Genomic DNA, 25168 nt, shown 5'->3' with positions numbered 1-25168 from the left:
TAGCTTCTTGGCGGGAGGCCCAGCCTATTCGCTGTGCGAGAAGAGCTTGAGCACCGGTACGCCGACCTTGTGGCGCGCCCTGGACGCCCAGTCGCGGTGGAAGAACTCCTCCACGTAGTGCGGCGCCGTCAGGACGATGACCTCGTCCGCCCCGGTCTCGTCCACCACCGACCTGAGCACGTCCAGGGGGTGCTCCTCGACGAGCCTGCCGACCGCTTCGCTGCCCGCTGCGCGCAGGGCTTCCAGCGAGGCGTCCAGGGCGGCCTGGGCGGGCAGCCTGGCGTGGATTCCCTCGGGTTCGTCGCCCTCCTTGACCGCCTCTTCGAGTTCGCCGAGTGCGACGTCGTCGATGGCTCTCAGCAGTACGTCGGCCTGGTCGCCACGCGGTTGCATCAGCACCAGGAACGAGACCGCCTCCTCGCCGTGCAGGGTCGTGACGAACTCCACGTCGGTCGCGGTGAGGAGCTTCTCGATCATCAATACGCTCGTGAACATCTCCGGCGCCCTTTCTCCTTCTCCGACCCGTACGCCTGTGCGCACCAGCTGCTGCGGTTCCTTGCGGCAAGCACCCTTCCCCGTGCCCTGGCGAGGACCGCGAGGTAAGTGTGCCCACCGAGAGCTAACCGGAACGACAAATTCCGCTGTTTGTCGACCCCGGATGGAGCACCGTCCCAGTGATCACCCACGGCATCAATCCCGACGGTACTGGGTGAACAGGAACCCGGCCTCCTCCAGTACGGACGACAGCGCGAACCGGTCGGGAACGGTGAGCCCCGGCCCGTCCGCGATCCGTTGGGCGCGGCCCGCCGTGAGCATCGGCGACACCGTCAGGCACAGCTCGTCGAGCACGCCGTCCGCGATGAATTGGGCGAGCAGGCGCGGTCCGCCCTCGGTGAGCTGGCGGGTCAGCCCGCGCTCCGCCATGGCCCGCACCGCCCGGTCCGACTCCACCCGGGCGCCGTCGCCGCAGACCAGCACTTCGGCACCGGCCTCCCGGGCGGCCTCGACGCGGTCCGGGGGCGCGGTGGCGCCGGTCAGCAGCAGCGTCGGCACGAGCGGCGAGGAGAAAAGCGGAAGCGAGAAGTCCAGGTCGCAGCTCGCGGTGACGACGGCGATCGCGGCGGCCGGTCCCTGCCCGGCCGCCGTGCGCCGGGCGGCGAACGCCTCGCGCGCGCGGGCGGGCCGGTAGCCCTCCTGGCGTACCGTTTCCGCACCCACCACGATCACGTCCGCCAGGCCGCGCAGGGTGCCGAAGACGCGCATGTCGCTGTCGGAGGAGATCGGCTGGGAGCGGCCGTCGTGCTGAGCCGCTCCGTCGAGCGTGGAGACCATGTTGGCCCGCAGCCACACTTCGCGGTCCGGGGGATACGCGTAGGCGTCGGCCAGCTCGTCGAGATTCCACTCCCCCACCGGGGAGGGGCGTGTTTCGTCGGTCACAGGGAACAGGCGTCGCATGGAGGGCAGTGTGGCACGGAGCTTAGGGTGGACGGTTGTGTCGTCCTCCTCACTGCCGCCCGCACCGAAGTCCGCCGCCTCCCCCCAGCAGAGCGCCTCGGATCCCGCCGCCGCGTCCCGGCTCGGCGCGCCGGATCCCGCTGCCGCGTCCGGGTCCGCCGCGCCCCGGTCCCCCGCTTCCGGGCCCGCCGCTTCCGGGTCCGCCGACGCGGGCTCGGGCGCGAGAGCGGGGGCAGCCCCGCTCTCGCTGTGCGCCCGCGAGCCGCGCGTCCCCGCCGACCGGCTCGTCGCCGAGATGGTGCCGCCGCCGCGCTTCGACTCCGTACGGTTCGACACGTACGTACCCGACCCGAAGCAGCCCAGCCAGACCGAGGCGGTGCGGGTGCTGAGCGACTTCGCCGCCGGGCTCGGGGCCGCCCCGGACGCCGGGAAGCGGCGCTGGTTCGCGAAGAAGGCGCCCGCGAGGCCGGCCGGGCCGCGCGGGGTGTACCTGGACGGCGGGTACGGCGTCGGCAAGACCCACCTCCTCGCCTCGCTCTGGCACGCGACGCCCGCCGAGCCGTCGCTGAAGGCCTTCGGCACGTTCGTGGAACTGACCAACCTGGTCGGCGCACTCGGCTTCCAGCAGACCGTCGCCACGCTCAGCGGTCACCGGCTCTTGTGCATCGACGAGTTCGAGCTGGACGATCCGGGTGACACGGTGCTGGTGTCCTCCCTGCTCAGCAGGCTGGTGGAGGCGGGGGTGGCGCTCGCCGCGACCTCCAACACGCTGCCCGGCAAGCTCGGCGAGGGCCGGTTCGCCGCCGCGGACTTCCTGCGCGAGATCCAGGGGCTCTCCGCGCACTTCCGGCCGCTGCGCATCGACGGCGAGGACTACCGGCACCGGGGTCTTCCGCAGGCGCCGCCGCCGTACACCGACGCGCAGGTCACCGAGGCCGCGCACGCGGCCCAGGGCGCCAGCCTGGACGCCTTCCCGGCGCTGCTCGACCACCTGGCGCAGGTGCATCCGAGCCGGTACGGCGCGCTGACCGACGGTCTGACCGCGGTCTGCCTGACGGGGGTCACGCCCGTCCCGGACCAGTCGACGGCGCTGCGGCTCGTCGTCCTCGCCGACCGGCTGTACGACCGCGAGGTGCCGGTGCTCGCGTCCGGGCTGCCGTTCGACCAGCTCTTCAGTGACGAGATGCTGAACGGCGGCTACCGGAAGAAGTACTTCCGGGCGATCTCCCGGTTGACGGCACTCGCGCGGGACGCAAAGGGGCTCGTGGCACAGCAGGTCCACGGCGCGTCGGGCCCGGCGGCGCAGTAAGTTCGGTGGCGCAGTGCATTTTCCGGTTTCCGAAGGGATTCACCATGGCCACCACCCGTAACGCGCACACCGTCTGGACCGGCAGCCTCATGGAGGGCGAGGGCACCGTCTCCCTCGACTCCTCCAAGGTCGGCAGCTACCCCGTGTCCTGGCCGTCGCGCGCCGAGGAGGCGAACGGCAAGACCAGCCCCGAGGAGCTGATCGCCGCCGCGCACTCCTCCTGCTTCTCGATGGCGCTCTCCCACGGCCTGGCCGGTGCGGGCACCCCGCCGGAGCGGATCGAGACCTCCGCCGAGGTGACCTTCCAGCCCGGCACCGGCATCACCGGCATCCACCTCACCGTGCAGGGCGAGGTGCCCGGACTCGACGAGGCCGGCTTCGTCAAGGCGGCCGAGGACGCGAAGGCCAACTGCCCGGTCAGCCAGGCCCTTTCGGGTACGACGATCACGCTGAGCGCGTCGCTCGCCTGAGGTAGCAGCGGATCCTCCGGGCGTCCGTAGGGGCGAACCCCTGGGGCTGTTGTGGCCCGCACTGTTCACGTGACACCAGTTGCGTGGTACACACGTGCGGGTCACATTCCTGTCCGCCAGCAGGGAGTTGCCTCATGTCCTCGACCTCGTCCGAGATACCGACCGGACCGTCGCCCGAGACCGCGTCCGGATCCTCTCCCAACCTCTCTCCCGACTCGACGCGCCGTCAGGTCCTGTCCCGCACAGGTGCCTTGGGTGCCGGGATCGCGTTCACCGGCGCCCTCTCCGAAGTCTTCGCGGGAACGGCGCTGGCCGCACCGCGGGGCGGCGGTCGCAGACGCGCCGGATACGGCCCGCTCGTGCCCGACCCGAAGGGACTGCTCGACCTCCCGAGGGGCTTCCGCCACCGGGTGCTCTCCCGCGAGGGCGAACCGCTGCGCTCCGGCGAGGGTCCCGTGCCCAGCAACCACGACGGGATGACCGCCCTGCGCGGCCGTCGCGGGCGCGTCCACCTGGTCCGCAACCACGAGAACCGGATGTCCGCCGCGTTCGGCGTCCCCACGGCCAAGGGCCTCACCTACGACCCGGCGGCCAAGGGCGGCTGCACCACCCTCACCCTCGACGGCCGTGACAACGTCCTGGACGAACGCGTCGGCCTCGCCGGTACGGCCGTCAACTGCGCGGGCGGACCCACCCCGTGGAACACCTGGCTCACCTGCGAGGAGAACGAGGACAAGGCCGGTACCGCCGGCTACACCAAGGACCACGGCTTCATCTTCGAGGTCGACCCCGCCGACCCGCACCGCACCGGCGCGGTCCCGCTGACCGCGATGGGCCGCTTCCAGCACGAGGCGATCGCCGTCGATCCGCGGAGCGGGATCGTGTACGAGACGGAGGACGCGTTCGCGCGCCCCTTCGGCCTCTTCTACCGCTTCCTGCCCAATAAGCCGCTGGGCGGGGTCGGTTCGCTGCGCGCCGGGGGCACGCTGGAGGCCATGCGGGTGCCGGGCGTACCGGACCTGTCGGCCGTCCACGAGACCGGGCGCAGCTTCCGCGGCGTCGAGTGGGTGCCGGTGCCGGATCCGCTCGCGGCCCGGACTCCCATCCGGCACCAGGACTTCGGGCCGAAGGGCATCACGCACGCCCAGAAGCTGGAGGGCTGCTACTGGGGCGACGGCGCGGTCTACTTCGTCTCCAGCTTCGCCCGCTCCAAGGAGGGCTCGGCGCGCGACCACTTCGGCCAGGTGTGGAAGTACGAACCGCACCGCCGGCGTCTCACGCTGGTCGTCGTCTTCGGTCCGGCCACCGGCATCCAGCTGCCGGGCGAGTCCCCCGACAACATCTGCCTGGCGCCGAGCGGCGGGCTGATGGTGTGCGAGGACGGGGACGGGGTACAGCACGTGTACGGCCTGACCAGGCGTGGTCAGGTGTACGCGATGGCCCGCAACCGGCAGAACATCGGGACGCCCGAGGCGCCGGAGTGGGGTGAGTTCGCGGGCGTCACGTTCTCACCGGACGAGTCGACGATGTACGTGAACTGCTACACGCCGGGAACGACGTTCGCGGTGCGGGGGCCCTGGGCGGACTGAGGGCCCCCGGGGCGGGGCGGCGGAGCGGCCGGTGTGCGACGGGGGTGCCGCGGCGTCCGCCCCGCCCCGCCCGTTCGCGTTCCCTTCCGGGTCGGCGCACGACCACGGGAGGGACCGGCCGCGTACGGGACCGATGCGATACGAGAAGAGGTGCGCAGTGCCCCAGGAGTACGAGCAGAACCAGGAGCCCCGCCCGGTGGAGCCCACGGTCGCGCCCGCGTCGGTGAGCGACGCCCTCCGTGTCCCGGTCTCCTCACCCGTCTCCCTCGCCTCGTACGCCGCCGATGCCCGCCCGGTCGGCCCCCGGGAGAAGTCCGCCGGTGTGGCCGCCACCGCCGCACTCGCCCCGCGCCTGGGCGAACTGCAGGAACGGCTGTACGCCGCCAGCACCGCCGGTGACCCCCGGCGGCTGCTGCTGGTGCTCCAGGGCATGGACACCAGCGGCAAGGGCGGCACGGTCAAGCACGTGATCGGGCTGTTCAACCCGTCCGGTTGCCGCATTCGTGCCTTCAAGGCCCCCACCGAGGAGGAACGCGCGCACTCCTTCCTCTGGCGCATCGCCAAGGCACTTCCCGAGGCGGGCGAGATCGGCATCTTCGACCGTTCGCACTACGAGGACGTCCTGATCGGCCGGGTGCGCGGGCTCGCTGCACCGGAGGAGATCGAGCGCCGCTACGACCACATCAACAACTTCGAGCAGTCGCTGACCGAGAGCGGCGTCACCGTCGTCAAGGTATTCCTGCACATCAGTCACGACCGGCAGAAGCGCCGACTGCTGGAGCGTCTCGACAACCCGCAGAAGCACTGGAAGTTCGCTCCCGGCGACATCGAGGACCGCGCCCTGTGGCCGGCGTACCAGGAGGCGTACGAGAGCGCACTCGAGCGCTGTTCCTCGCCCGCCGCACCCTGGTACCTGGTCCCCGCCGACCGCAAGTGGTACCGCAACTGGGCGGTCAGCAACCTCCTGCTCGAACATCTGGAGGGGCTGGACCCGCAGTACCCGAAGGCAGACTTCGACGTGGCGGAGTGCAGGCGGCGGCTGCTGGAAAGCCCCTGACCTGCGCGGAGAGTCCCTGCGACGGGTTCTCTACGGGGTCGGCCGGACCACGAGCAGGGCGCGGTCGTCGGGGTAGTCGTCGCCGGGCCGGTGGTCGAGGAACAGCCGGCACAGGTCGTGCACGTTCAGACCGGTGCCGTCGCGGGCGGCCCGGGTCAGCCGGTCCAGACCCACGTCCAGGCTCTCTCCCCGGCGCTCGATGAGACCGTCCGTGTAGAGCAGGACGGTCTCGTGCGCGCCGAGGACGGTCGAGCCCTGGCGGTAGCGGGCGTCCGGGACGGGTCCCAGGGGCGGGGAGATCGGGCCGTCGAGGAAGCGGCTGGAGCCGTCGGCGGCGAGGACGAGCGGCGGAGGGTGGCCGGCCTTGACGTAGGTGAGCGTCCGGGACGGCCGGTGGTAGAGCAGGTAGGCGGCGGTGGCCATCTGGCCGCGGTGATAGAGGTGCAGGTACTCGCTCAGTTCGGTGAGGACCTCTTCCGGGCGGGTGCCGCAGCGCAGGACGAGTCCGCGCAGCACGGCGATGATCTGCGCCATGACGGCGGCCTGGGGCAGGCCGTGGCCGGCGACGTCGCCGATCGAGAGGCCGATGTGGTCCTCGTCGAGGTGGTAGACGTCGTACCAGTCGCCGCCGACGCGCACCATGTCGCTGGCCGCCGCGTAGGCGGTGGCCACCTCCAGGCCGGGGACCTCCGGCAGTTGCGGCAGGAGGCTGAGCTGGAGGCGTTCGGCGACGCGGTGCTCGTGCTCGTACAGCCCCGCGCGGTGGACCGCCTGCGCGATCTGCTGGGTAACGGCCGTGAGATGTTCCGGCTCGGGGATCCCGCTCGTCCCGGGGTGGACGTTCAGGGCGCCCAGCACGACGCCGTCGGCCTGCAGGACGATCCGTGCCGCGGAAGCGGCTACGGCCGGTGTGCCGTCGACGGGGTGATCGAGGTCGCTCCAGGCGCGTCCGGTGAGAGCACCCCGGTCCTCGCCGGGTGCCAGGGCGGGCACCAGGTGCTGCGAGTGCAGTTCCAGGCTCACGCCGGCGACGTCCAACGCGCGCGCGGCGGTCCTCGCGACGGCCTCCGCGACCTCGGCCAGGGTCGCGGACGACGCCAGCGCCTCGGTCAACCGGTACAGACGCTGGAGCCGCACGCGCGCGGCCTGCTCGGCGAGCAGCAGCCCCTCTCGCTGGGTTTCCGCCGTGCGCCGGACGGCGATCTCCCGGTTGAGGGCGCTGACCTGCTCGCTGAGGACGGCGAAGCGGTCGTCCTGGTCGAGGCGTCGCAGGGTCAGCTGCACCACCGGGCCGGCCCCCTGCCACCAGGTGGCGCGGACGCCGTGGCACCGGAACCTGGCCGGGCTGCCGTCGCTGCCCTTCAGGGTGAGGGCGCCCGGCAGCGGGCTGCCGCTGCGCAGCCAGTTGCGCAGGTGGCCCGTCAGGACTCCGGCGTCGTCCTGGGCGAGGCGGTAGAGGTTCGCCCCGGCGTGCAGTTCGGGGACCGCGGCGGTGGCGGCCGGGTTCGCGGCCAGGATCGTGCCGTCTGCCGCGCACAGGGCGACGGGGTGGGGCAGGGTTCTGGTGATGGCCTCGAAAAGGCCAGGGCTCATGCAGGCACCACATCGGCAGGAGGGGCGGACGGCAGGTCCGCGTCGCCGAAGTACTCGCGTCCGTCCGCCGGTCCGCTGCCCGGAGTCAGGTGCACGACGACCCGGCAGCCGGCGTCGCCGCGGGCGATGGTCTCCCGCAGTTCGACGCGGGCGTAGCCGAGGTTGCGGGCGGCGATCGTTCCGAACACGTTCGACGTCATCATGCACATCGACTCGCGGCCCAGGACCTTCTCGGCGAACGGGCAGGCCCGGTTGCCGAGGACGATTTTCGTGTCGTCCTGCTCGATGACGTGGAAGTCGCCGTTGATCCGCCGCTTGAGGTCCACCAGCGCCTCCGCGACGTGCTCCGCGGTCAGCCGGTCGACGCCGAGCGCTTCGAGGTACATGTCGTCGATCTGGTTTCCCACCGCCTGCCCCACCAGGCTGATGTAACCGGATGCCTCCTCCATGCCGACGACCGCCTCCAGCGAGGTCGCCAGCTCCCGCACGAGTGTCCTCAGGAACACATCGCGGTCCAGGTCGATCTGCGCGTCCACCGGATGCCCCACAGTGCCGCCTCTCGTCGCCCCGTCGTACCGCGCGAGCGCCCGGCCCATTCAGCCTAAAGGCTCCGCCCGCGCCGGGGCGACCCGCTCAGACGTACTGCCGGTCCACCCGGCGAGCACGTCCCGGGCGCCTCAGCGCACCGTGAGGACCAGTTCCGGCCGGTCCCAGCACACGGCGGGCGGGTTCGCGGGGACCGTGCCGAGGGGCTCGGCGCCGACGCTGCGGTAGAACCCCTCCGACGGCGGGTGCGAGACGACGCGCACCTCGGTCAGGCCGGCCGCCCGCGCGCGGTCCGTGAGGTGCGTGGCCAGCCGGCGGCCGATGCCCAGGCCCTGGGCCCCGTCCGCGACGAACATCAGGTCCAGCTCGGGCGGATCGAGGATCAGCGCGTAGAAGCCGAGCACCCGGTCGTCGTCGGCCGACACCGCCGCGTACACCTCGTGCGTCTCGATGTAGTCCGGGCCGACCCGGTAACCGTCGACCATCGGCGCGTACGGACCCTCGTAGGCACGGGAGGTACGGACGAGGCGGGTGAGGCGCTTGGCGTCGCGGGCGGTGGCACGGCGCACGGCGATGTCGGGGGCGCGTGCGAGGGGTGCGTTCACCGAGTGAGTATGGCTCATCCCAGGGAGGCCGTGCCGCTCTCCAGCGCTTCGCATCTCATCGGATACGTTCCGTGAGTGACCACTTTTGTACGAAGAATGATCGCGACGGCGGTGCTGGGAGCGGCCCTCACGGGGTGCGGGAGCGGGGCGTCGAACGGCGGCGGAGGCGGTGCGGAAGCCCGCCGTGCACCGGCCGCCCCCGCGCCGCCGGAGTCCGCCGCACCCCCGCGGTCACCCGCCGCCCCGGCCCCGCCCACCGTCGCCGCCGGACCCGAAGGGCTGACGCCGGTCTTCGAGCGGGCCCGCAAGGGGAACGCCGAGAAGGTCGTCGCGCTCACCTTCGACGCGGACATGACCGCCGACCAGGGCCCGCGCGCGGCACGCGGCGAACGCTTCGACAACCCCCGGCTCATCGCCGCGCTGCGCACGCTCAAGGTGCCGTCGACGATCTTCATGACCGGCCGGTGGGCCGAGGAGTACCCGGACCAGGCGCGTGCGATCGGTACGGACCCGCTCTTCGAGATCGCGAACCACTCCTACAGCCACCACGCCTTCAAGTCCCCCTGCTACGGCCTGCCGACCGTCGCTCCGGACGCGATGCGCGCGGACGTGGAACGGGCGTTCGCCGCGTTCCGCACAGCGGGGGCACGGAACGTGGTCCCGTATTTCCGCTTCCCCGGCGGCTGTTACGACGACCGTGCGCTGCGGAACCTGGGGCCCGCGAAGGTGACGGCGGTCCAGTGGGACGTGGTCAGCGGGGACGCCTTCGCCACGGACGCCGACGCGGTGGCGGGGCAGGTGCTGGCGGGGGTACGGCCCGGGTCGCTGGTGGTCATGCACTGCACGCGCAGCGCGGCCCCGGTGACGGAGCAGGCGATCCGGCGGATCGTGCCGGAGCTGCGCAAGAAGGGCTACCGGTTCGTGAAGGTGTCCGAGCTCATCGGGCAGCGGTAGACGGGGCGGGGGCCGGTCGACCCGACCATGCCAAGCCCCGGCGGGAGTGACCGCCCCCGCCGGCCAGCCGCATCCTCCGCCCCCCGCAGGTCCGCCGACCGCTCCGGCCCGTCTCAGTCCCGCCGGGCGGCCAGCGCGCAGGCCACCGCGGCGGCGGTCCCCGCGAGCAGCAGGGCCGCGGCCGTCGGCACGAGCGCGAAAGCCACCGTCCCGCTGTCCGAGCCGCTGACCAGCCCCGTCACGGCGCTGCGGGCGGGTGAGCCGGCCGTGACCAGAGCGAGCAGCGCACCGAGTGCGGTGAGCGCGACGGCCCAGCCGGTGCCGCGCAGCAGCGGCCGGTTGCAGAGCGCGCCGACGGCCGTGCCGACGAGCGTGCAGGCGAGCACGGCGAGCAGGCCGGCGGCTGCGGCGGCGAGCGGAGGGACCACCACCGCGCCGCTGGTGCTGGTCCCTCTGCTGATCAGCACGATGAACACCGTGCCGGCCGTCCCCACCAGCGCCGTGCACCCGAAGGCGGTGAGCAGGGCGGCGAGGTGGACGCGGCGGGGGCCGACGGCGGCCGACGCGCAGTGCCGGGCGGCCGGCGGCTCGTTGGTGACACAGACCCGCACGAGCCAGGCGGCGGCCGGCAGCAGGGCGGCGGATCCGTAGCCGAGCGAATCGAGGACGGGCTGGCCGCTCTGGACGCCGACGGCGAGGACGGCGACGTACAGGATCCCGGGGGCGATCCACCTCTGCGACCGGGCGAGCAGGGAGAGTTGGTAGCCGAGGAGGGCCGTCACGGCTGGTTCCGTTCCCGTACCGGTGTCGGCCGCTGCACCTGGTCGGGCGTCGGCGACACCGCCCGTACGTGCCAGGCGGGCCGGGCGCCGAGGAGGGCGCGCAGCACGCCGTCCGAGTGCACCGACGCCACTGTCAGCTCCGTGGTTCCGTCCGGCCCCGCGGTCACGGACGGTGCCCCGGGGAGTCCGGCGGGGGCGATCGCCCCGACCGGGCCGACCGCCACGATGCGCACCCACGACTCCGAACCCGCCTCGAGGGAGGGGGGTTCGGCGGGGACGAGGCCGTGCGCCTCCAGCCGGTACGCCACGTCCACCGCCCGCACGAGCCGTTGCGGGTCGTGGTCCACGAACGCCACCGTCGCGCCCGCCGCTACGCGCTCGGCGACGGACCGGTCCAGCTCGTCCCGGGCGGCGGCGTCGAGCCCGGTCCACGCCTCGTCGAGAACGAGCAACTGCGGTGCGGCGACGAGGGCCTGGGCGACGGCGACCTTCTGCGCGGTGCCCTTCGACAGCTCGGAGACCGGGGTGCGGGCGTGCTCCGCCGCCCCCAACCGCTCCAGCCACTCCCCCGCCCGCGCCTTCGCCTCGCCCCGCCGCAACCCGTGGATGCGGCCGAGGTGCGTCACATAGCCGAGAGCGGTGAGGGGCAGCGCGCCGGGGAAGCGCTCGGGAACGTACGCGACCCGCCGCGGACGTCCCTCCACCCGCCCCTCGCTCGGGGAGTCCGTCCCGGCGAGCATCCTCAACAGGGTCGACTTCCCGGTGCCGTTGGAGCCGTGGAAGCGCACCAGGGTGCCGCGGCGCAGCTCCACGTCGATCCCGCGCAGCACCCACGCCCCGCGCAGTCCGTACCGTCGGCCGACACCGGTCAGTTTCAGTGCGCCGTCGCCTTCTGCGGGGTGAGTTCACTGGGCCGCACGATGACGAATCCCTCGCCCTGGAGCACGAGTTGGACCGCCTCGCCGGAGCCGCCGCGGATCATCGAGCCGATCGACTGCGAGCGGTGCAGGGAGGTGTTGAGCTGGGCGCTCCAGCCGACCACGGCGTCGGTGTCGACGTACACGGGCATCTGCGGGGTGACGGGGATGACCAGGGGGCTGCCGTCGCAGACGACGGCGAGCTTGCCGAAGCCGGTGAAGAGGCTGTTGAACAGGCCGCCGCCGGTCATGCCGGCGCCCTTCACCATCTTGATCTCGTAGGAGAGCGTGGCGTCGAAGCACAGCACGTTGCGGCCGTTGACGGTGAGGGCGTCGCCCTGCTCGAGGTCGACGATGAAGCAGTTCTGCGCCTCGTGGGCGAACCACGCCTCGCCCTGGCCGCGCACGGCCATCAGCGGGAGGCCTTCGCCGGTGACGGCGCGCTTGAGCATGCCGCCCACGCCCTGGCCCTTGCGCTCGAACTGCAGGTTGCCCCGGTAGGCGATCATCGCGCCCTGCCGGGCGTGCATCTCGCCGTTGACGGCGTACTTCACCGATTTGGAGTTCTGGAGGGTCATGCCGGGGGCCTGCGCCGGCTGCGCCACGTTCTCTGCGGCAAAAAGATCGCTCTTCATGCGGGACATCCTGGCGTGCCGGGGATCGGTCCGACAAGGAGTTCCCGGGCGGGTTCGCGTCCCGACCCTGGCAGACTTGGCCGGATGAGCAGCCAGGACAGCCCCGCCCCCGCCGATCTGCGCGACGCCGCGCCCCAGTACGTACTGCCGCTGGTCGTACGCATCGAGAAGGCCGACCCGCCGGCCCGTACCGACGCACTGGAGACGGCGGCGCGCGCCGTGCTGGTGATGCTGTCCGACGCGCGGGCGCAGGGCGAGGGCGAATGGGCGCAGGCGGTGCGGGACTGGCAGGACGCCCGGATCCGCAAGGTGGTGCGGCGGGCACGCGGCGCGGAGTGGCGCAAGGCGTCGGGCCTGCCGGGGATCACGGTGACCTGCCGCCCGGATGCGCCGAACGCTGCGGAGGTACGGGTCTTCCCGCCCGTCCCGCTCGACGGCTGGCCCAAGGAACTGGCGAAGCTCCAGGTGTCGGGGACGGAGCTGGACGACCCCCAGGAGCCCGGCGCACCCGACCCGTCCGGGCCCGTGCTGTGGATGAGCCCCGGCCTGGACATGTCGGCGGGCAAGGCGATGGCGCAGGCCGGGCACGGCGCGCAGCTCGCCTGGTGGGACCTCTCGGAGGAGGACCGGGACGCGTGGCGGGAGGCCGGTTTCCCCCTGTCCGTACGGACAGCTCCGGCGGCCCGGTGGCGCGAGCTGACCACGTCCGGGCTGCCGGTCGTCCGTGACGCGGGCTTCACGGAGATCGCGCCGGGCTCCTGCACGGTGGTCGCCGATCACCCGGCACTGCGTCGCCTCACCCGTCCCCTCTGAGCCATCGGATTCCCGGGCCCTTTCGGCACGGCTGAACGCGTCGCGTGCCTCACACGTACCCGTGAATGCCGTCAAGTTCCTGAAGGATCAAGGAGCTTGGCGGTTGATTCGACGTCGTACCGCAGTACCCGCACCTGTCGCCGCACCCGTACGTCTCGCAGCCCACCACGCGAAGCGCCACGTAAGGCAGCACGCTCAGCGCCCTGGGAGTCACCTTGCCCTCCACCCACGGTCTGTTACGCCGCGTCAACGGCACCGCCCTCATCGTCACCGCCCTGCTCGCCACCCTCGCGGCGCTCGCGTTTCCCCTCTGGTCGTACGCCGACCGCTCGGGCACCGGCCAGGCGAACCTGGCCGCCTCCACGGTCGGCACCAAGTGGGGTCCGCTGTCGGCCGCCGACCGGGACCTGCTGGTCAAGGTGCGGCTCGCGGGGCTGTGGGAGCTGCCGGCCGGGCAGCAGGCCATCGAGCGGGCGCCGAGCCAGTCGGTCAAGGCGGCCGGTGACCATCTCGTCGTCGGCCATACGGACCTCGACGCGCGGGCCCGCTCCGTGGCGTCCCGGCTCGGCGTGGAACTGCCCAACCAGCCGACCGAGGAGCAGCAGGGCTGGCTGCGGGAGCTGACGGCCGCGACCGGACCCACCTACGAACGCCTCTTCGCGAACCTGCTCCGCCGTGCGCACGGGAAGGTCTTCGGCGTCATCGCGCAGGTCCGCCACAGCACCCGCAACGCCCTGATCCGCCAGCTCGCGGACGCCTCGAACCAGACCGTCCTCGACCACATCACCATGCTGGAGGGCACCGGCCTGGTCGACTTCGACGCGCTCGCCAACGAGGCGGCGGACGGCGCGACCGCCAGCCCCGTCGGCCCGCCCCCGCCGGTTCCCGGCGCTCCGCTCCCGGCCCCCGTCCCCGCGGCCCCCACCGGCACCCGGAGCTTCACCTCGCTGCCCTCCGCACCGCCGGTCGGCGAGATCGGCAGCCCGGCCGTGAGGTGAGGGCCGGGAACCTCAAATCAAGCTCTGAACCTCCCCCCGGGTGGGTTCGCCGGCGCCCGCCGGGGCCATCACCCCTGCGAACGACACGGATCGGACGACGGGGGACGTCATGGCACACGGAGCAGTACCTCTGGGCATCGGCATCGGTTGGCGCCCGGAGATCGCCGGCACGATCGAGGCCCTGCCCGGCATCGACTGGGTGGAGGTGGTCGCGGAGAACATCTGCCCCGGCCACCTCCCCGACTCCCTCTTCCGCCTCCGCGCCAGGGGTACGAAGGTGATCCCGCACGGCGTCTCGCTGGGCATCGGCGGCGCCGACCGCCCGGACGCGGGCCGGCTCGCCGATCTGGCCGCCCGCGCGGAGGCCCTCGGCGCCCCGCTGGTCACCGAGCACGTCGCCTTCGTCCGGGCGGGCGGTCACCGGACGGCCTCCCCGGTCCTGGAGGCCGGCCATCTGCTGCCGGTCCCGCGGACCTGGGACGCCCTGCGCGTCCTGTGCGAGAACGTCCGCATCGCGCAGGACCAGCTCCCCGTCCCGCTCGCGCTGGAGAACATCGCCGCCCTGATCTCCTGGCCCGGCGAGCAGCTCACCGAGGGCCAGTTCCTCGCCGAACTCGTCGACCGCACCGGCGTTGGCCTGCTCGTCGACGTGGCCAACCTCCACACGAACCACGTCAACCGGGGCGAGGACCCGGCGAAGGCCCTGGACGAGCTGCCGGTCGAGGCCATCGCGTACGTCCACGTGGCGGGCGGCGTCGAACGCGACGGCGTCTGGCACGACACGCACGCGCACCCGGTGACCCGTCCCGTCCTGGACGTCCTCGCGGAACTGCGCTCCCGCGTCGCCCCGCCGGGCGTCCTGCTGGAACGCGACGAGGACTTCCCGGCCCCGGCCGCCCTGGCCGCCGAACTGGACCTGATCCGCGACACCGTCCGGCTCGCTCCGGCCGCACCGGGGCTCGCCACAGTCGGTACCGGGCCCGTCCGCCCCCTGCCACGAACCCCGGCGCCCACCGACAGCCTCGCACGCGCCGCGAACCCCGAAGCGCCCACGCCCGTCGGCCACCGCGCACCCCTCCTGGACCCCGGTACGTCCACGCCCGCCGACCGATCCGTACCCTTCGCGAGCCCCGGCGTTCCCGTGCCCGCCGGCCGCCCCCTGCCCGTCCCGAACCCCGGCGCGCCGGTTGCCGCCGCCGCACCGGACCCCGCCCGCCAGCGCGTCGCCCTCGCTCAGGCGGCCCTGCTGAGCGCCCTCCTCACCGGCGCCCCCGTCCCCGAGGGTTTCGACGGCCCGCGGCTGCGCGTCCAGTCGCGCGCCCTCACCGCCAAGCGCGCCGACATCGTCGCCAAGGTCGCCCCGGAGCTGCCGGAGATCCTCGGGTCCCGCCCCGGGTCCGGGTTCCGCCCTGCCTTCTCCGCGTACGCCAGGACCCGCCCCATGAGCGCCGGTTACCGCCGTGACGCCCTGGACTTCGCCGAGCACACCCTTGTGCACGGCACCCTCGACCCGGCCGCCAGGCGCGCCCTCACCCACTGGTGGCAGGACCGGGTCGCGGCCCGCCCGCCGTCCCGCGTCACCCGGTTCCTGCGCTCGGCGTCGGCCCGCGTCCGCCCCCTGCCCGGCGGGGCCGGGACGACGGGCCGCGCCGTGCCCCCGCAAACGGCGACTCGCGCATGAGCGTGGACTCGGGCCGCGGCTGCGCACGGGACCGACACAGCAGCGTGTCATTCGTTCGGATCAATGAGTCCGACACCGCACCCGGGTGCTTTACATCGTCAACTACTTTACTGATTATCCCTTTTGTCCACCATGGTCGGAACAAGGGATCGCGATGAGAGCACTAGCGCTGTACGGAGCCGCCACCACTCTGGGCTCCCTGGTCCTGACCGCCCTCACCGCGGCCCCGGCGGGCGGCGCCGCCGCCCCAGCACCCGTCGGCCCGCCCGCGTCCCCCGAGGCGCACGGCACCGCGCTCGCCGCCGAGCGCGCCCTGGCCTCGGGCATCGCATTCGGCCGCTGCCCGGCCTCCGAGTCCCTCCCCGACTCCGTCCGGTGCGGCACGGTCAAGGTCCCCCTCGACTACGCGAAGCCGCACGGCAAGCAGATCGAACTGACCGTCAGCCGCCTCAGGGCCAGGGGCAAGGAGACCGTGCCGGGCACGAAGAACGGGAAGGGCGGGACGACCACCAGGCCCGTCCCCCGCCAAGGCGCCCTCGTCTACAACCCGGGCGGCCCCGGCGCGTCCAGCATGTACTTCCCCCTGGCCGCCGGGCTGCCCGAGTGGAAGAAGATCGCGGGGGCGTACGACCTGGTCGGCTACTCCCCACGCGGAGTCGCCCGCAGCGCCCCGCTGAGCTGTGTGCACCCCAAGGACTTCGCCCAGGCACCCACCCAGTCGCCGGTGCACCCCTCCGAGTCGTACAAGAAGGAACGGATCGCCCGCGCGAAGACGTACGCGCGGGGCTGCGCCCGCAAGGCCGGTGACGCGCTGCGGCACTACCACTCGCTCAACAACGCCCGTGACCTCGAAGTGCTGCGCGCCGCCCTCGGTGAGCCGAAGCTCAACTTCATGGGCGCCTCGTACGGCACCTACTTCGGCGCGCTCTACGCGACGCTCTACCCCTCGCACGTGCGCCGCATGGTCTTCGACTCGGCGGTAAACCCCGACCCGGAGCAAATCTGGTACCGCAACAACCTCGACCAGTCCGCCGCGTTCGAGCAGCGCTGGGCGGACTTCCGCACCTGGGTCGCCAAGCACCACAAGGTGTACGGGCTCGGCGCCACCCCCCGCGCGGTCCAGCACAGTTACGCCCGGGTGCGCGCCGAGCTGGCCCACAAGCCGGCCGGCAAGGTGGTCGGCCCCGGCCAGCTCCACTCGACGTTCCTCCAGGCGGGCTACTACGACGACGTGTGGCCGATGCGCGCCACCGCCCTGTCCGAGTACCTGAAGGGCAACCCGCAGCCGCTGATCGACCAGGCCTCGCCCCGCCCCGAGACCGCCCGGGACGACGAGAACGGCAATGCCGTCTACACGGCCGTCGAGTGCAACGACGCCCCCTGGCCCACCCACTTCGCGACCTGGGACCGCGACAACACACAGCTCGCGGAACGCGCCCCGTTCGAGACGTGGGACAACGCGTGGATGAATCTGCCGTGCGCGTACTGGTCCACGCCCCGGCAGCAGCCGGTGGACGTGCGGACCGCGGAGGGCGCGCTGCCCCCGACGCTGATCCTGGCCGCGGAACGCGACGCGGCGACCCCGTACAAGGGAGCGCTGGAACTCCAGAAGCGGCTGCCGGGCGCCGCCCTGGTCACCGAGAAGGACGCCGGCACCCACGGCATCGGCGGCGGGTCCAACGCCTGCGTCAACAAGCACCTGGACACGTACCTGCTGACCGGTGAAACACCGGTGCGGCGCGCTGTGTGCGCGCCGCACCGGGAGCCGAACCCGGTGTCGCTGGACGAGCGGGCCCTCCCCTCGGGGATTCCGGCCGTCGTCTGATCTTCCGGGCTGGGGTGACGGCCCGGCCGACTACGCACCCATAGTCGTCCGGTCCGTCACCAAGTCATGTGCTTCGCGAGGACGTTACGCGAGTCCCGCCACCAGGTCGGCGACGCTCCTGCGTCGCCCGGTGTAGAAGGGCACCTCCTCGCGGACGTGCATACGGGCCTCGGAGGCGCGCAGGTGGCGCATCAGGTCGACGATGCGGTACAGCTCGTCGGCCTCGAAGGCCAGCAGCCACTCGTAGTCGCCGAGCGAGAACGAGGCGACCGTGTTGGCGCGCACGTCGGGGTAGCCGCGCGCCATCTTGCCGTGGTCGGCGAGCATGCGGCGACGGTCCTCGTCGGGCAGCAGGTACCAGTCGTAGGACCGCACGAAGGGGTAGACCGAGACGTAGTCGCGGGGGTTCTCGTCGGCCAGGAAGGCCGGGATGTGCGACTTGTTGAACTCGGCGGGGCGGTGCAGCGCCATGTTCGACCACACCGGCTCAAGAGCGCGGCCCAGCCTGGTGCGGCGGAAGAGGTTGTACGCGCTCTGGAGCTCGTCCGCGGTCTCGGCGTGCCACCAGATCATGACGTCGGCGTCCGCGCGCAGCCCGGAGACGTCGTACGTGCCGCGCACGGTGACGTCCTCGGCGGCGAGCTTGTCGAAGAGCGCCTGGACCTCGTCGGCCCAGCCGTCGCGGTCCTCGGGCAGCACGTCGCGCAGCTTGAAGACGGACCACAGGGTGTAGCGGATGACCTCGTTGAGGTCCTTGGCCTTCTTGCCCGCGTTCGGGGCCTTGCCGACGGCGGCGGCGCCCCCGGTGGCGGCGCCCTCGTTCGCGGCGTTCTCCTGAGCAGTCATGTGGCTATTGTCCCGTGCCTTCCGCCGTGCCCTCCACCAGGGTGGGCGTGGCCAAGATCTCTTCGGTGATCTCCGCCGCCGCGCGCCATCCGCTGCCGACGCAGGCGGGGATGCCGACGCCGTCGTACGCGGCTCCGCAGACCCGCAGTCCGGGCAGCTTCGCGACGGCCTCGCGGATCCGGGCGACCCGGTCGAGGTGGCCGACGGGGTACTGCGGCAGCCCGCCGGTCCAGCGGGTCACCCGCGTCTCCACGGGCCGGGCGGCGAGTCCGGTCGCGGCCCCCAGGTCGCGCAGCGACACGTCCACCAGGTCGGCGTCGTCCCGGTGCAGGTGCTCCTCCTCGCCGTACCGCCCGACGGAGGTGCGCAGTACGAACAGGTCCGGGGCGTGCTCGTTCACCCAGCCCCACTTGCGGGAGGAGAACGTCGACGCCTTGATGGTGTGCCCGTCGACCGGCGGCACGAGGAAGCCCGATCCCCGCGGCAGCACGTCTGCCACGTCCGCACCGGCGAAGGCCATCGTCACCAGCGCCATCGACGCGTACTCGACACCGGCCAGTTCGGCGGCCGCCGACGGCGACTCGCCGACCAGGAGCCGGGAGGCGGGTCCGGCGGGGGCGGCGAGGACGACGCCGTCCGCCTCGTACGTCGCCGCGTCGGTACGGACGAACCACCGGCCCTCGCGCCGGGCCAGGCCCCGCACGGGCGTCCCGGTGCGGATCCGCCCGCCCTGGGCCCGTACCGCGTCCGCGACGGCGTCCGGCAGGGTGCCGATCCCGCCGTCGATGCCCATGAAGACGGGCCCCGTCCGCTGCTGGGCGCCGGCGCGGCGCTGCAGTTCGCGCACGCCGTCGAGCAGTGAGTCGTACGAGGCGGCCGCGTCGTACAGGGTCGGCACGGCGGCCCGCAGCGACGTGCGGTACACGTCGCCCGCGTACACCCCGCCCAGCAGCGGCTCCACCAGCCGGTCCACGACCTCACGGCCGAGGCGCGCGGCGACGTACTCCCCGATCGCCATGTCGTCGCCGACCTCGGTGCGCGGCAGCGTCCGGTCCTGCTCGATGCGGGCGAGGCCCTCGGCGGAGAGCACGCCGCTCAGCACGGAGGGGTCGCCCGGGACCCCCATCACGTGGCCCTTGGGCATCGGGGTCAGCACGCCCCGGTTCCAGAGGGACGCGGTGGCGGTGGACGGCGGCTGGAGGCGGTCGCCCAGCCCGACCGCGCGGGCGAGGTCCACGGCTTCGGGCCGCCGCGCCAGCATCGACTCGGCGCCCAAGTCGACGGGGGCGCCCGCGATCCGTCCGGCGAGCAGCTTGCCGCCGAGCCGTTCCGTCGCCTCCAGGACGGTCACCCGCGTGCCGCGGGCGAGCAGCCGGTGGGCGGCGGCGAGGCCGGAGATCCCGCCGCCGACGACGACGACGTGCGGCGCGCTGCGGGTCCCTGTGTCCGTACCGTTCATGCCTCCACTGTCTCAAACGTTCCGCCCTGTTCCGCCGAGTCCCGTCCGTGACCCGTTCGGAGCCGCTTCGGAACCGGAAAAGGGCAACCCGCGCCCCTCCCCGGTACGTCGAACCGGCAACACGGATCACTACGTTCGGGGGACCGGAATGCAGGCAGCAGTGCGTACGGCGGGACGGCGGCGGATGTACCGCGCGGGTGCGGCGGTGGTCGCGGCCACGCTCGCCGTCGGCGGGTGCGCGGCGGGCGGGAACACCGAGAGCGGTGACAGCGCCAGGAAGGAAGCGGCTGCGCCCGCGCCGCAGAAGCCGGGAGTGGGGGCGGGCGACCGGGCGAACCCCGGTGCGGGGAAGCCGAACGCGCCCGGTGCGCCCGGCGTCGCGCGGGCGCCCAAGGCCGCCGCGCCCCTCCACGTGATCCGCACCGCCGAGCTCCACCTCCAGGTGTCCCGCGTGACCGAGTCGCTGGCCAGGGCCCGGACGGCCACGGAGGCGGCCGGCGGTTTCGTCGGCAACGAGTCCACCGAACGGGACGCGTCCGGCTACGTCTACTCCCGCGTCTCGCTGCGCGTGCCGCAGGACAAGTACTCCGAGACGCTGACCTTTCTGGAGAACAGCGGCGGCAAGCTGCTGGCCCGTAAGGCGGAGGCCAAGGACGTCACCGACGAGGTGGTGGACATCGACAGCAGGATCAAGTCGCAGCGGGTGAGCGTGGCGCGGGTCCAGGAGTTCATGGACCGGGCGACGAAGCTCAGCGACGTGGTCGCGATGGAGGCCGAACTCTCCAGCCGGCAGGCCACGTTGGAGTCACTGATCGCCCAACAGGCCTCGCTGAAGGACCGTACGGGCATGGCGACCATCACGCTCGTACTCTCCGAGGTCCCACCGAAGAAGAAGCCCGCTCCGCCGGAGAAGGACGACGAACCGGGCTTCGTCGACGCACTGGGCGGCGGCTGGGAGGCGTTCGTGACGACGGTGCGGTGGATCTCGATGGTGGTGGGGGCGGTGGCGCCCTTCGCGGTGACCCTCGGTCTTCTCTACCTGCTGTGGCGCAAGGTCGTCGCCCCGCGCCTGCCCGCGAAGCGGACCCGTACCGCTTCGGCCTTTCCCTCCTACCCGGCCGCCCCCGGCCTTCCCCGGCAGGACCGCCCCGCCGATTCGGCCCCCGGAACTGCGGAACCGCGGACCGCGGACCCCCGGACCACGGACGGCGAGACCCCGCCCCGCTCCTGACCCGGCCGCTCCCGGCGGGGCCGCGCCTGCTTGCCCGGCCCCGCTCCTGATCCGGCGGCTCCCCGGCGGAGCCGCCCCCTCCGCACCCTTCCCCGCCGCTCCCGTACCCCGGCACCCGCCCATCCCTGCCAGCCCCTACCGTGTGGCCATGACCACCACCTCGCCCGAGACCCTCCTCGTCATCGGCGGCGACGCCACCGGCATGTCCGCCGCCTCCCAGGCCCGCCGCCTCAAGGGACCGGACGCCCTCAAGATCATCGCGTTCGAGCGCGGCCATTTCACCTCGTACTCCGCCTGCGGCATTCCGTACTGGGTGGGCGGTGAGGTGTCGTCCGTGGACGACCTGATCGCCCGTACGCCCGAGGAGCACCGCGCGCGGGACATCGACCTGCGCATGCAGACCGAGGTCACCGCGATCGACCCGGCGAACCACCGCGTCAGGTCCCGCAACCTCAAGACCGGCAACGACGTCTGGACCGCTTACGACAAGCTCGTCATCGCCACGGGCGCCCGCCCGGTCCGTCCGCCGATCCCCGGCATCGACGCGCCCGGTGTGCACGGGGTGCAGAACCTGGAGGACGGCCAGTCCCTGATCCACACCCTGGAGAAGACCGAGGGCCGTCGCGCGGTGGTCGTGGGCGCCGGTTACATCGGCGTCGAGATGGCCGAGGCACTCCTGCACCGCGGCTACGAGGTCACCGTCCTCAACCGGGGCGAACAGCCGATGGCCACCCTCGACGCGGACATGGGCGCCCTGGTCCACGAGGCGATGAACGGCATGGGCATCACCACCGTGTCCGGCGCCGAGGTCAGCAAGATCCTCACCGGCGACGACGGCCGGGTCAGCGGAGTCGCCACCGAGGACGCCGAATACCCGGCGGACGTCGTCGTACTCGGCATCGGCGTGGAGCCGGAGACCACGCTCGCCGAGAAGGCGGGACTCCCGCTCGGTCCGTCCGGCGGCCTGCTCACCGATCTGTCCATGCGGGTGCGCGGTTCCGAGAACATCTGGGCGGGCGGCGACTGCGTCGAGGTCCTGGACCTGGTGTCGGGCCAGCTGCGGCACATCGCCCTGGGCACGCACGCCAACAAGCACGGCCAGGTCATCGGCTCCAACGCCGGCGGCGGTTACGCCACCTTCCCGGGCGTCGTGGGCACCGCCGTCAGCAAGGTCTGCGACCTGGAGATCGCCCGTACCGGCCTGCGCGAGAAGGACGCCAGGGCGGAGGGCCTGCAGTTCGTCACCGTCCGCGTCGAGTCGACGAGCCGGGCCGGCTACTACCCCGGCGCCTCCCTCATGACCGTCAAGATGATCGCCGAGCGGCGCACCGGCCGGCTCCTCGGCGTCCAGATCGTGGGCCGCGAGGGCGCGGGCAAACGCGTGGACGTCGCGGCCGTGGCGCTGACCGCGGGCATGACGGTCGATCAGATGACCGCCCTGGACCTGGGATACGCCCCGCCGTTCTCCCCGGTCTGGGACCCGGTCCTGGTCGCCGCCCGCAAGGCAGTCGCGGCGGTACGGCAGGCCGGCGGCTGACCGACCGTCAGCTGCCGTCGTGCGACGGGGAGTTGCAGAGGGCTGTACGAGAGCGTCGCTCCGGCGGAGGCGGGGCCACGCCGGGGCGAGGCCCCCGTGCTCCGTCGGCCTCCGTCAGCGAGCGGTCCGCGTGTGGACGTACTCCACGAGCCGCGAGAGCGCGTCCGGGTCCATCGACGGCAGCACCCCGTGGCCGAGGTTGAAGACGTGGCCCTCCAGGTCCTTCGCCGCGGCCAGCACCTCGTCCGTCTTCGCCTGCACGGCCTGCGGGCCGGCGAAGAGGACGGCGGGGTCCAGGTTCCCCTGGAGCGCCTTGCCCGGGCCGACCCGGCGGGCCGCCTCGTCCAGCGGCACCCGCCAGTCGACGCCGACGACGTCCGCGCCGGCCTCGCCCATCAGGCCGAGCAGCTCGCCGGTGCCCACGCCGAAGTGGATGCGCGGCACGTCGTACGGGGCGACCGCGTCGAAGACCTTCGCGGAGGCGGGCAGCACGGACCGCACGTAGTCGGCGGGGGCCAGCGCCCCCACCCAGGAGTCGAAGAGCTGGACGGCCGAGGCGCCCGCCTCGATCTGCACCTTCAGGAACGCGCCGGTGATGTCCGCCAGCCGGTCCACGAGGTCGGCCCACAGCTGCGGGTCGCCGTACATCATGGCCTTGGTGTTCTCGTGGTTGCGGGACGGGCCGCCCTCCACGAGGTAACTGGCCAGGGTGAAGGGCGCGCCCGCGAAGCCGATCAGCGGGGTCTCGCCCAGTTCCTCCACCAGCATCCCGATCGCCTCACGGACGTACCAGACGTCGTCGGGGGTCAGGTCACGGAGGCGGTCCAGGTCGGCGCGGGTGCGGATGGGCTCGGCGACCACCGGTCCGACGCCCGGCTTGATGTCGAGGTCGACGCCGATCGCCTTGAGCGGGACGACGATGTCGCTGAAGTAGATGGCCGCGTCGACCTTGTGGCGGCGCACCGGCTGGAGGGTGATCTCCTTGACCAGCTCGGGCCGCATGCACGACTCCAGCATCGGGACTCCCTCGCGCACCTTCAGGTACTCGGGCAGCGAGCGCCCCGCCTGCCGCATGAACCACACCGGCGTGTGCGGCACCGCCTCGCGCCTGCACGCCTTCATGAAGGCGGAGTCGTACGTCTTGCTCTGCGGTCGGCCCGTGGGGCTTTGGTTGGCACTCACGCCCAGAATCTTCGCACGCGCCGAGAAGCACTCGCCCCGGGCCGGGTGTCTCTCCCGCTGTCGGGTCCCCCTTCCGCCTACCCTTCCCCGCATGGCTCCGGCTCAGGGACGATTTTCAGATGACGCGCACGGTCACTCGCACGGCAGCAACAGCAGGGAAGACATGGAGGACAACACCGCCCCGCTCCCGTTCCGTCAGGCGGTGGACGCGCTGCGCGCCGCCCGGCTGCGTCCCGAGGTGGAGATCGACCCGACCAAGCCACCCAAGCGGCTCGCCCCGTACGCGTACGCGCTGGAGTCGGCCGTCGTAGACGGCGACGAGGACCTGGCCGACGGCCGTCTGATCCTGCTGCACGACCCGGCAGGACACGACGCCTGGCAGGGCACCTTCCGCCTGGTGACGCTCGTACGGGCGGAGCTGGAACCGGAGATGGCAGCCGATCCGCTGCTGCCCGAGGTGTGCTGGTCGTGGCTGACCGGCGCGATGGAGGCGCGGGGTCTGTCGTACGGGGAGGCGAGCGGCACGGTCACCCGGGCGGGTTCGCACTACTTCGGGGGCCTGTCCGGCCGCAGGCCCGCGACCCAGATCGAGATCCGGGCGTCCTGGACGCCGCGCGAGGGGCTCGGCGGCGTGCCGGACACGGCGTCCCACCTCGCCGCGTGGTGCGACCTGCTGTGCCAGGTCGCGGGTCTGCCCCCGGCCCCGGCGGCCGGGCCCGAGCAGGGGCTGCAGAATGTGCCGGGCGTGGTGTCGCTCCCGCAGCGGCGCGGTCCGCAGACGCCCTGACGGCCTCTCCACCGACCGCCCGGGTCAGGGACCCCCTCGATCGCCCGTCCTAATTGCCCGAATTGTTACTCATCAATTTGTGATCTTTCCCTAAAGCCGGGCGGGATTGCTGCCGAAGAGGTCATTGACCCTTCCAGCACGGTTCGCCCCGGCTTGACCCTCTCAAGCCGGAGCCTTCCCGCCACTCCCCCCGGAGGCCTGGTGTCCGTTCTCCTTGAGCAGCCCGCAAGCCTTGGCGCCTACCGGCCGACCAAGCCGACCGCCATGGTCGTCGTGGCCGACCCGCGCGTCCGCTCCACCGTCACCCGCCACCTGTGGGCCCTCGGAGTCCGTGACGTCATCGAAGCGTCCTCCATCGCCGAGGCCCGCCCCCGCATCGGCCACCCCCGTGACATCTGCGTCGCCGACGTCCACCTCCCCGACGGTTCCGGCCTCACCCTGCTGTCAGAGACCAGAGCGGCGGGCTGGCCCAACGGGCTGGCCCTGTCCGCGGCCGACGACATCGGCGCCGTGCGCAACGCCCTCGCCGGCGGTGTGAAGGGCTATGTCGTCACCGGCACCCGCAACGCCATCGGCCACCACCCCGGCCGCCCCGGCGCCGCCCCCATCGGTGCCGCGGCCGCCCGCATGCACCGCCGTCCGCCGGGCTCCCCCAACCACCCGGGCGGCTACCGCGAGCTCTCCGGCCGCGAGGTCGAAGTACTGCGCCTCGTCGCGGAGGGCCAGTCCAACAAGGCCATCGGCGTCTCGATGGGCCTGTCCGCCCTGACCGTCAAGAGCCACCTGGCACGCATCGCCCGCAAGCTCGGCACGGGCGACCGGGCCGGCATGGTCGCCGTCGCACTGCGCACCGGCATCATCCACTGACCCCCCGGGCGCCTTGGCCGGGTGAACCTC

At 72.8% G+C, this 25168-nt stretch carries 24 protein-coding genes; 13 read left to right on the top strand and 11 right to left on the bottom strand.

Features of this window, described 5'->3' with window-relative positions; genetic code table 11:
- Positions 1 to 24: 24 nt before the first annotated feature.
- Both HNQ79_RS04270 and HNQ79_RS04265 read right to left on the bottom strand, forming a co-directional pair.
- A complete protein-coding gene (locus HNQ79_RS04270) occupies positions 25 to 495 on the bottom strand; it encodes an indole-3-glycerol phosphate synthase (protein ID WP_185027033.1) in 471 nt (156 codons plus the stop codon).
- A gap of 195 nt (positions 496 to 690) precedes the next feature.
- Entirely contained in the window at positions 691 to 1455 is a 765-nt protein-coding gene (locus HNQ79_RS04265) for a pyrimidine reductase family protein (protein ID WP_185027031.1), read from the bottom strand.
- 247 nt (positions 1456 to 1702) lie between these two features.
- On the opposite strand from HNQ79_RS04265, the gene zapE reads away from it, so the two are divergent.
- The 4 genes from zapE (at position 1703) to HNQ79_RS04245 (ending at position 5880) form a co-directional block, all read left to right on the top strand.
- Entirely contained in the window at positions 1703 to 2764 is a 1062-nt protein-coding gene (gene zapE, locus HNQ79_RS04260; RefSeq protein ID WP_185027638.1) for a cell division protein ZapE, read from the top strand.
- A 44-nt stretch (positions 2765 to 2808) separates the two neighbouring features.
- Positions 2809 to 3234 carry an OsmC family protein gene (locus tag HNQ79_RS04255; RefSeq protein ID WP_185027029.1) on the top strand — a complete coding sequence of 142 codons (426 nt, stop codon included), beginning with the start codon at positions 2809 to 2811 and terminating at the stop codon, positions 3232 to 3234.
- Between the two features lie 134 nt (positions 3235 to 3368).
- Positions 3369 to 4823: an alkaline phosphatase PhoX gene (locus tag HNQ79_RS04250; RefSeq protein WP_185027027.1), complete on the top strand. Its 1455-nt coding sequence runs from the start codon at positions 3369 to 3371 to the stop codon at positions 4821 to 4823.
- A gap of 196 nt (positions 4824 to 5019) precedes the next feature.
- Entirely contained in the window at positions 5020 to 5880 is an 861-nt protein-coding gene (locus HNQ79_RS04245) for a PPK2 family polyphosphate kinase (protein WP_229923235.1), read from the top strand.
- Between the two features lie 30 nt (positions 5881 to 5910).
- On the opposite strand, the gene HNQ79_RS04240 is transcribed toward HNQ79_RS04245, so the two are convergent.
- From HNQ79_RS04240 to HNQ79_RS04230, 3 genes are all read right to left on the bottom strand, one after another.
- Positions 5911 to 7473, bottom strand: coding sequence for a PP2C family protein-serine/threonine phosphatase (locus HNQ79_RS04240; RefSeq protein ID WP_185027023.1), 1563 nt, complete (start codon positions 7471 to 7473; stop codon positions 5911 to 5913).
- Positions 7470 to 8009: a methanogen output domain 1-containing protein gene (locus tag HNQ79_RS04235; RefSeq protein ID WP_221507325.1), complete on the bottom strand. Its 540-nt coding sequence runs from the start codon at positions 8007 to 8009 to the stop codon at positions 7470 to 7472. The genes HNQ79_RS04240 and HNQ79_RS04235 overlap by 4 nt, the downstream gene beginning before the upstream one ends.
- Positions 8010 to 8150: 141 nt before the next feature.
- Positions 8151 to 8642, bottom strand: a complete 492-nt coding sequence (locus tag HNQ79_RS04230; RefSeq protein WP_185027019.1) for a GNAT family N-acetyltransferase — start codon at positions 8640 to 8642, stop codon at positions 8151 to 8153.
- A 78-nt stretch (positions 8643 to 8720) separates the two neighbouring features.
- Here HNQ79_RS04230 and HNQ79_RS04225 point away from each other — a divergent pair, with 78 nt between their 5' ends.
- The gene (locus HNQ79_RS04225; RefSeq protein ID WP_185027635.1) at positions 8721 to 9578 is read left to right on the top strand and encodes a polysaccharide deacetylase family protein; all 858 of its coding nucleotides are present in this window, start codon (positions 8721 to 8723) and stop codon (positions 9576 to 9578) included.
- 113 nt (positions 9579 to 9691) lie between these two features.
- Here HNQ79_RS04225 and HNQ79_RS04220 read toward each other — a convergent pair whose 3' ends face one another.
- Genes HNQ79_RS04220 through HNQ79_RS04210 form a run of 3 tightly spaced genes read right to left on the bottom strand, consistent with a single transcriptional unit; the run spans position 9692 to position 11912 of the window.
- Entirely contained in the window at positions 9692 to 10360 is a 669-nt protein-coding gene (locus HNQ79_RS04220; RefSeq protein ID WP_185027017.1) for an ABC transporter, read from the bottom strand.
- Positions 10357 to 11190 (bottom strand): ATP-binding cassette domain-containing protein, encoded by an 834-nt coding sequence (locus HNQ79_RS04215; protein ID WP_229923209.1) that lies wholly within the window; start codon positions 11188 to 11190, stop codon positions 10357 to 10359. The genes HNQ79_RS04220 and HNQ79_RS04215 overlap by 4 nt, the downstream gene beginning before the upstream one ends.
- A 44-nt stretch (positions 11191 to 11234) precedes the next feature.
- Complete coding sequence (locus tag HNQ79_RS04210; protein ID WP_185027015.1) at positions 11235 to 11912, bottom strand: AIM24 family protein; 678 nt, start codon at positions 11910 to 11912, stop codon at positions 11235 to 11237.
- Positions 11913 to 11996: 84 nt separating this feature from the next.
- Between HNQ79_RS04210 and HNQ79_RS04205 the strand changes: the two genes are divergently transcribed.
- The 4 genes from HNQ79_RS04205 to HNQ79_RS04190 all read left to right on the top strand — a co-directional run bounded on the left by HNQ79_RS04205 (position 11997) and on the right by HNQ79_RS04190 (position 17229).
- Positions 11997 to 12725: a peptidyl-tRNA hydrolase gene (locus HNQ79_RS04205; protein ID WP_185027012.1), complete on the top strand. Its 729-nt coding sequence runs from the start codon at positions 11997 to 11999 to the stop codon at positions 12723 to 12725.
- 233 nt (positions 12726 to 12958) lie between these two features.
- The gene (locus HNQ79_RS04200) at positions 12959 to 13723 is read left to right on the top strand and encodes a DUF4142 domain-containing protein (RefSeq protein ID WP_185027631.1); all 765 of its coding nucleotides are present in this window, start codon (positions 12959 to 12961) and stop codon (positions 13721 to 13723) included.
- A 109-nt stretch (positions 13724 to 13832) separates the two neighbouring features.
- A complete protein-coding gene (locus HNQ79_RS04195) occupies positions 13833 to 15404 on the top strand; it encodes a multinuclear nonheme iron-dependent oxidase (protein ID WP_185027010.1) in 1572 nt (523 codons plus the stop codon).
- A gap of 154 nt (positions 15405 to 15558) precedes the next feature.
- Positions 15559 to 17229 (top strand): alpha/beta hydrolase, encoded by a 1671-nt coding sequence (locus HNQ79_RS04190; protein ID WP_185027008.1) that lies wholly within the window; start codon positions 15559 to 15561, stop codon positions 17227 to 17229.
- A gap of 84 nt (positions 17230 to 17313) precedes the next feature.
- On the opposite strand, the gene hemQ is transcribed toward HNQ79_RS04190, so the two are convergent.
- Together hemQ and hemG are read right to left on the bottom strand one after the other, a co-directional pair.
- Positions 17314 to 18075 (bottom strand): hydrogen peroxide-dependent heme synthase, encoded by a 762-nt coding sequence (gene hemQ / locus HNQ79_RS04185; RefSeq protein ID WP_221507324.1) that lies wholly within the window; start codon positions 18073 to 18075, stop codon positions 17314 to 17316.
- Positions 18076 to 18079: 4 nt separating this feature from the next.
- Positions 18080 to 19534, bottom strand: a complete 1455-nt coding sequence (hemG, locus tag HNQ79_RS04180) for a protoporphyrinogen oxidase (protein ID WP_185027007.1) — start codon at positions 19532 to 19534, stop codon at positions 18080 to 18082.
- A gap of 148 nt (positions 19535 to 19682) precedes the next feature.
- On the opposite strand from hemG, the gene HNQ79_RS04175 reads away from it, so the two are divergent.
- Together HNQ79_RS04175 and HNQ79_RS04170 are read left to right on the top strand one after the other, a co-directional pair.
- Positions 19683 to 20765, top strand: a complete 1083-nt coding sequence (locus HNQ79_RS04175) for a DUF4349 domain-containing protein (RefSeq protein ID WP_268253540.1) — start codon at positions 19683 to 19685, stop codon at positions 20763 to 20765.
- A 148-nt stretch (positions 20766 to 20913) separates the two neighbouring features.
- A complete protein-coding gene (locus HNQ79_RS04170) occupies positions 20914 to 22302 on the top strand; it encodes an FAD-dependent oxidoreductase (RefSeq protein WP_185027003.1) in 1389 nt (462 codons plus the stop codon).
- Between the two features lie 114 nt (positions 22303 to 22416).
- Here HNQ79_RS04170 and hemE read toward each other — a convergent pair whose 3' ends face one another.
- Positions 22417 to 23484, bottom strand: a complete 1068-nt coding sequence (hemE, locus tag HNQ79_RS04165) for a uroporphyrinogen decarboxylase (protein WP_185027002.1) — start codon at positions 23482 to 23484, stop codon at positions 22417 to 22419.
- A 91-nt stretch (positions 23485 to 23575) separates the two neighbouring features.
- Between hemE and HNQ79_RS04160 the strand changes: the two genes are divergently transcribed.
- Together HNQ79_RS04160 and HNQ79_RS04155 are read left to right on the top strand one after the other, a co-directional pair.
- Positions 23576 to 24271, top strand: coding sequence for a DUF3000 domain-containing protein (locus HNQ79_RS04160; protein ID WP_185027000.1), 696 nt, complete (start codon positions 23576 to 23578; stop codon positions 24269 to 24271).
- Between the two features lie 201 nt (positions 24272 to 24472).
- Positions 24473 to 25138: a response regulator transcription factor gene (locus HNQ79_RS04155; RefSeq protein ID WP_185026997.1), complete on the top strand. Its 666-nt coding sequence runs from the start codon at positions 24473 to 24475 to the stop codon at positions 25136 to 25138.
- Positions 25139 to 25168: the final 30 nt, after the last annotated feature.

It is taken from the genome of Streptomyces candidus (assembly GCF_014207445.1).
Taxonomy (GTDB): domain Bacteria; phylum Actinomycetota; class Actinomycetes; order Streptomycetales; family Streptomycetaceae; genus Streptomyces; species Streptomyces candidus.
Note: the sequence above shows the minus strand (reverse complement) of the source record. Positions and strands in the feature narration are given on the sequence as shown.

Bases quoted from the DNA above. Each gene is read 5' to 3' on its own strand.
- HNQ79_RS04270 (WP_185027033.1), bottom strand. From the start codon at position 495: ATGTTCACGAGCGTATTGATGATCGAGAAGCTCCTCACCGCGACCGAC.
- HNQ79_RS04265 (WP_185027031.1), bottom strand. From the start codon at position 1,455: ATGCGACGCCTGTTCCCTGTGACCGACGAAACACGCCCCTCCCCGGTG.
- HNQ79_RS04255 (WP_185027029.1), top strand. From the start codon at position 2,809: ATGGCCACCACCCGTAACGCGCACACCGTCTGGACCGGCAGCCTCATG.
- HNQ79_RS04250 (WP_185027027.1), top strand. From the start codon at position 3,369: ATGTCCTCGACCTCGTCCGAGATACCGACCGGACCGTCGCCCGAGACC.
- HNQ79_RS04240 (WP_185027023.1), bottom strand. From the start codon at position 7,473: ATGAGCCCTGGCCTTTTCGAGGCCATCACCAGAACCCTGCCCCACCCC.
- HNQ79_RS04230 (WP_185027019.1), bottom strand. From the start codon at position 8,642: ATGAGCCATACTCACTCGGTGAACGCACCCCTCGCACGCGCCCCCGAC.
- HNQ79_RS04225 (WP_185027635.1), top strand. From the start codon at position 8,721: ATGATCGCGACGGCGGTGCTGGGAGCGGCCCTCACGGGGTGCGGGAGC.
- HNQ79_RS04210 (WP_185027015.1), bottom strand. From the start codon at position 11,912: ATGAAGAGCGATCTTTTTGCCGCAGAGAACGTGGCGCAGCCGGCGCAG.
- HNQ79_RS04205 (WP_185027012.1), top strand. From the start codon at position 11,997: ATGAGCAGCCAGGACAGCCCCGCCCCCGCCGATCTGCGCGACGCCGCG.
- HNQ79_RS04195 (WP_185027010.1), top strand. From the start codon at position 13,833: ATGGCACACGGAGCAGTACCTCTGGGCATCGGCATCGGTTGGCGCCCG.
- HNQ79_RS04190 (WP_185027008.1), top strand. From the start codon at position 15,559: ATGAGAGCACTAGCGCTGTACGGAGCCGCCACCACTCTGGGCTCCCTG.
- hemQ (WP_221507324.1), bottom strand. From the start codon at position 18,075: ATGACTGCTCAGGAGAACGCCGCGAACGAGGGCGCCGCCACCGGGGGC.
- hemG (WP_185027007.1), bottom strand. From the start codon at position 19,534: ATGAACGGTACGGACACAGGGACCCGCAGCGCGCCGCACGTCGTCGTC.
- HNQ79_RS04175 (WP_268253540.1), top strand. From the start codon at position 19,683: ATGCAGGCAGCAGTGCGTACGGCGGGACGGCGGCGGATGTACCGCGCG.
- HNQ79_RS04170 (WP_185027003.1), top strand. From the start codon at position 20,914: ATGACCACCACCTCGCCCGAGACCCTCCTCGTCATCGGCGGCGACGCC.
- HNQ79_RS04160 (WP_185027000.1), top strand. From the start codon at position 23,576: ATGGCTCCGGCTCAGGGACGATTTTCAGATGACGCGCACGGTCACTCG.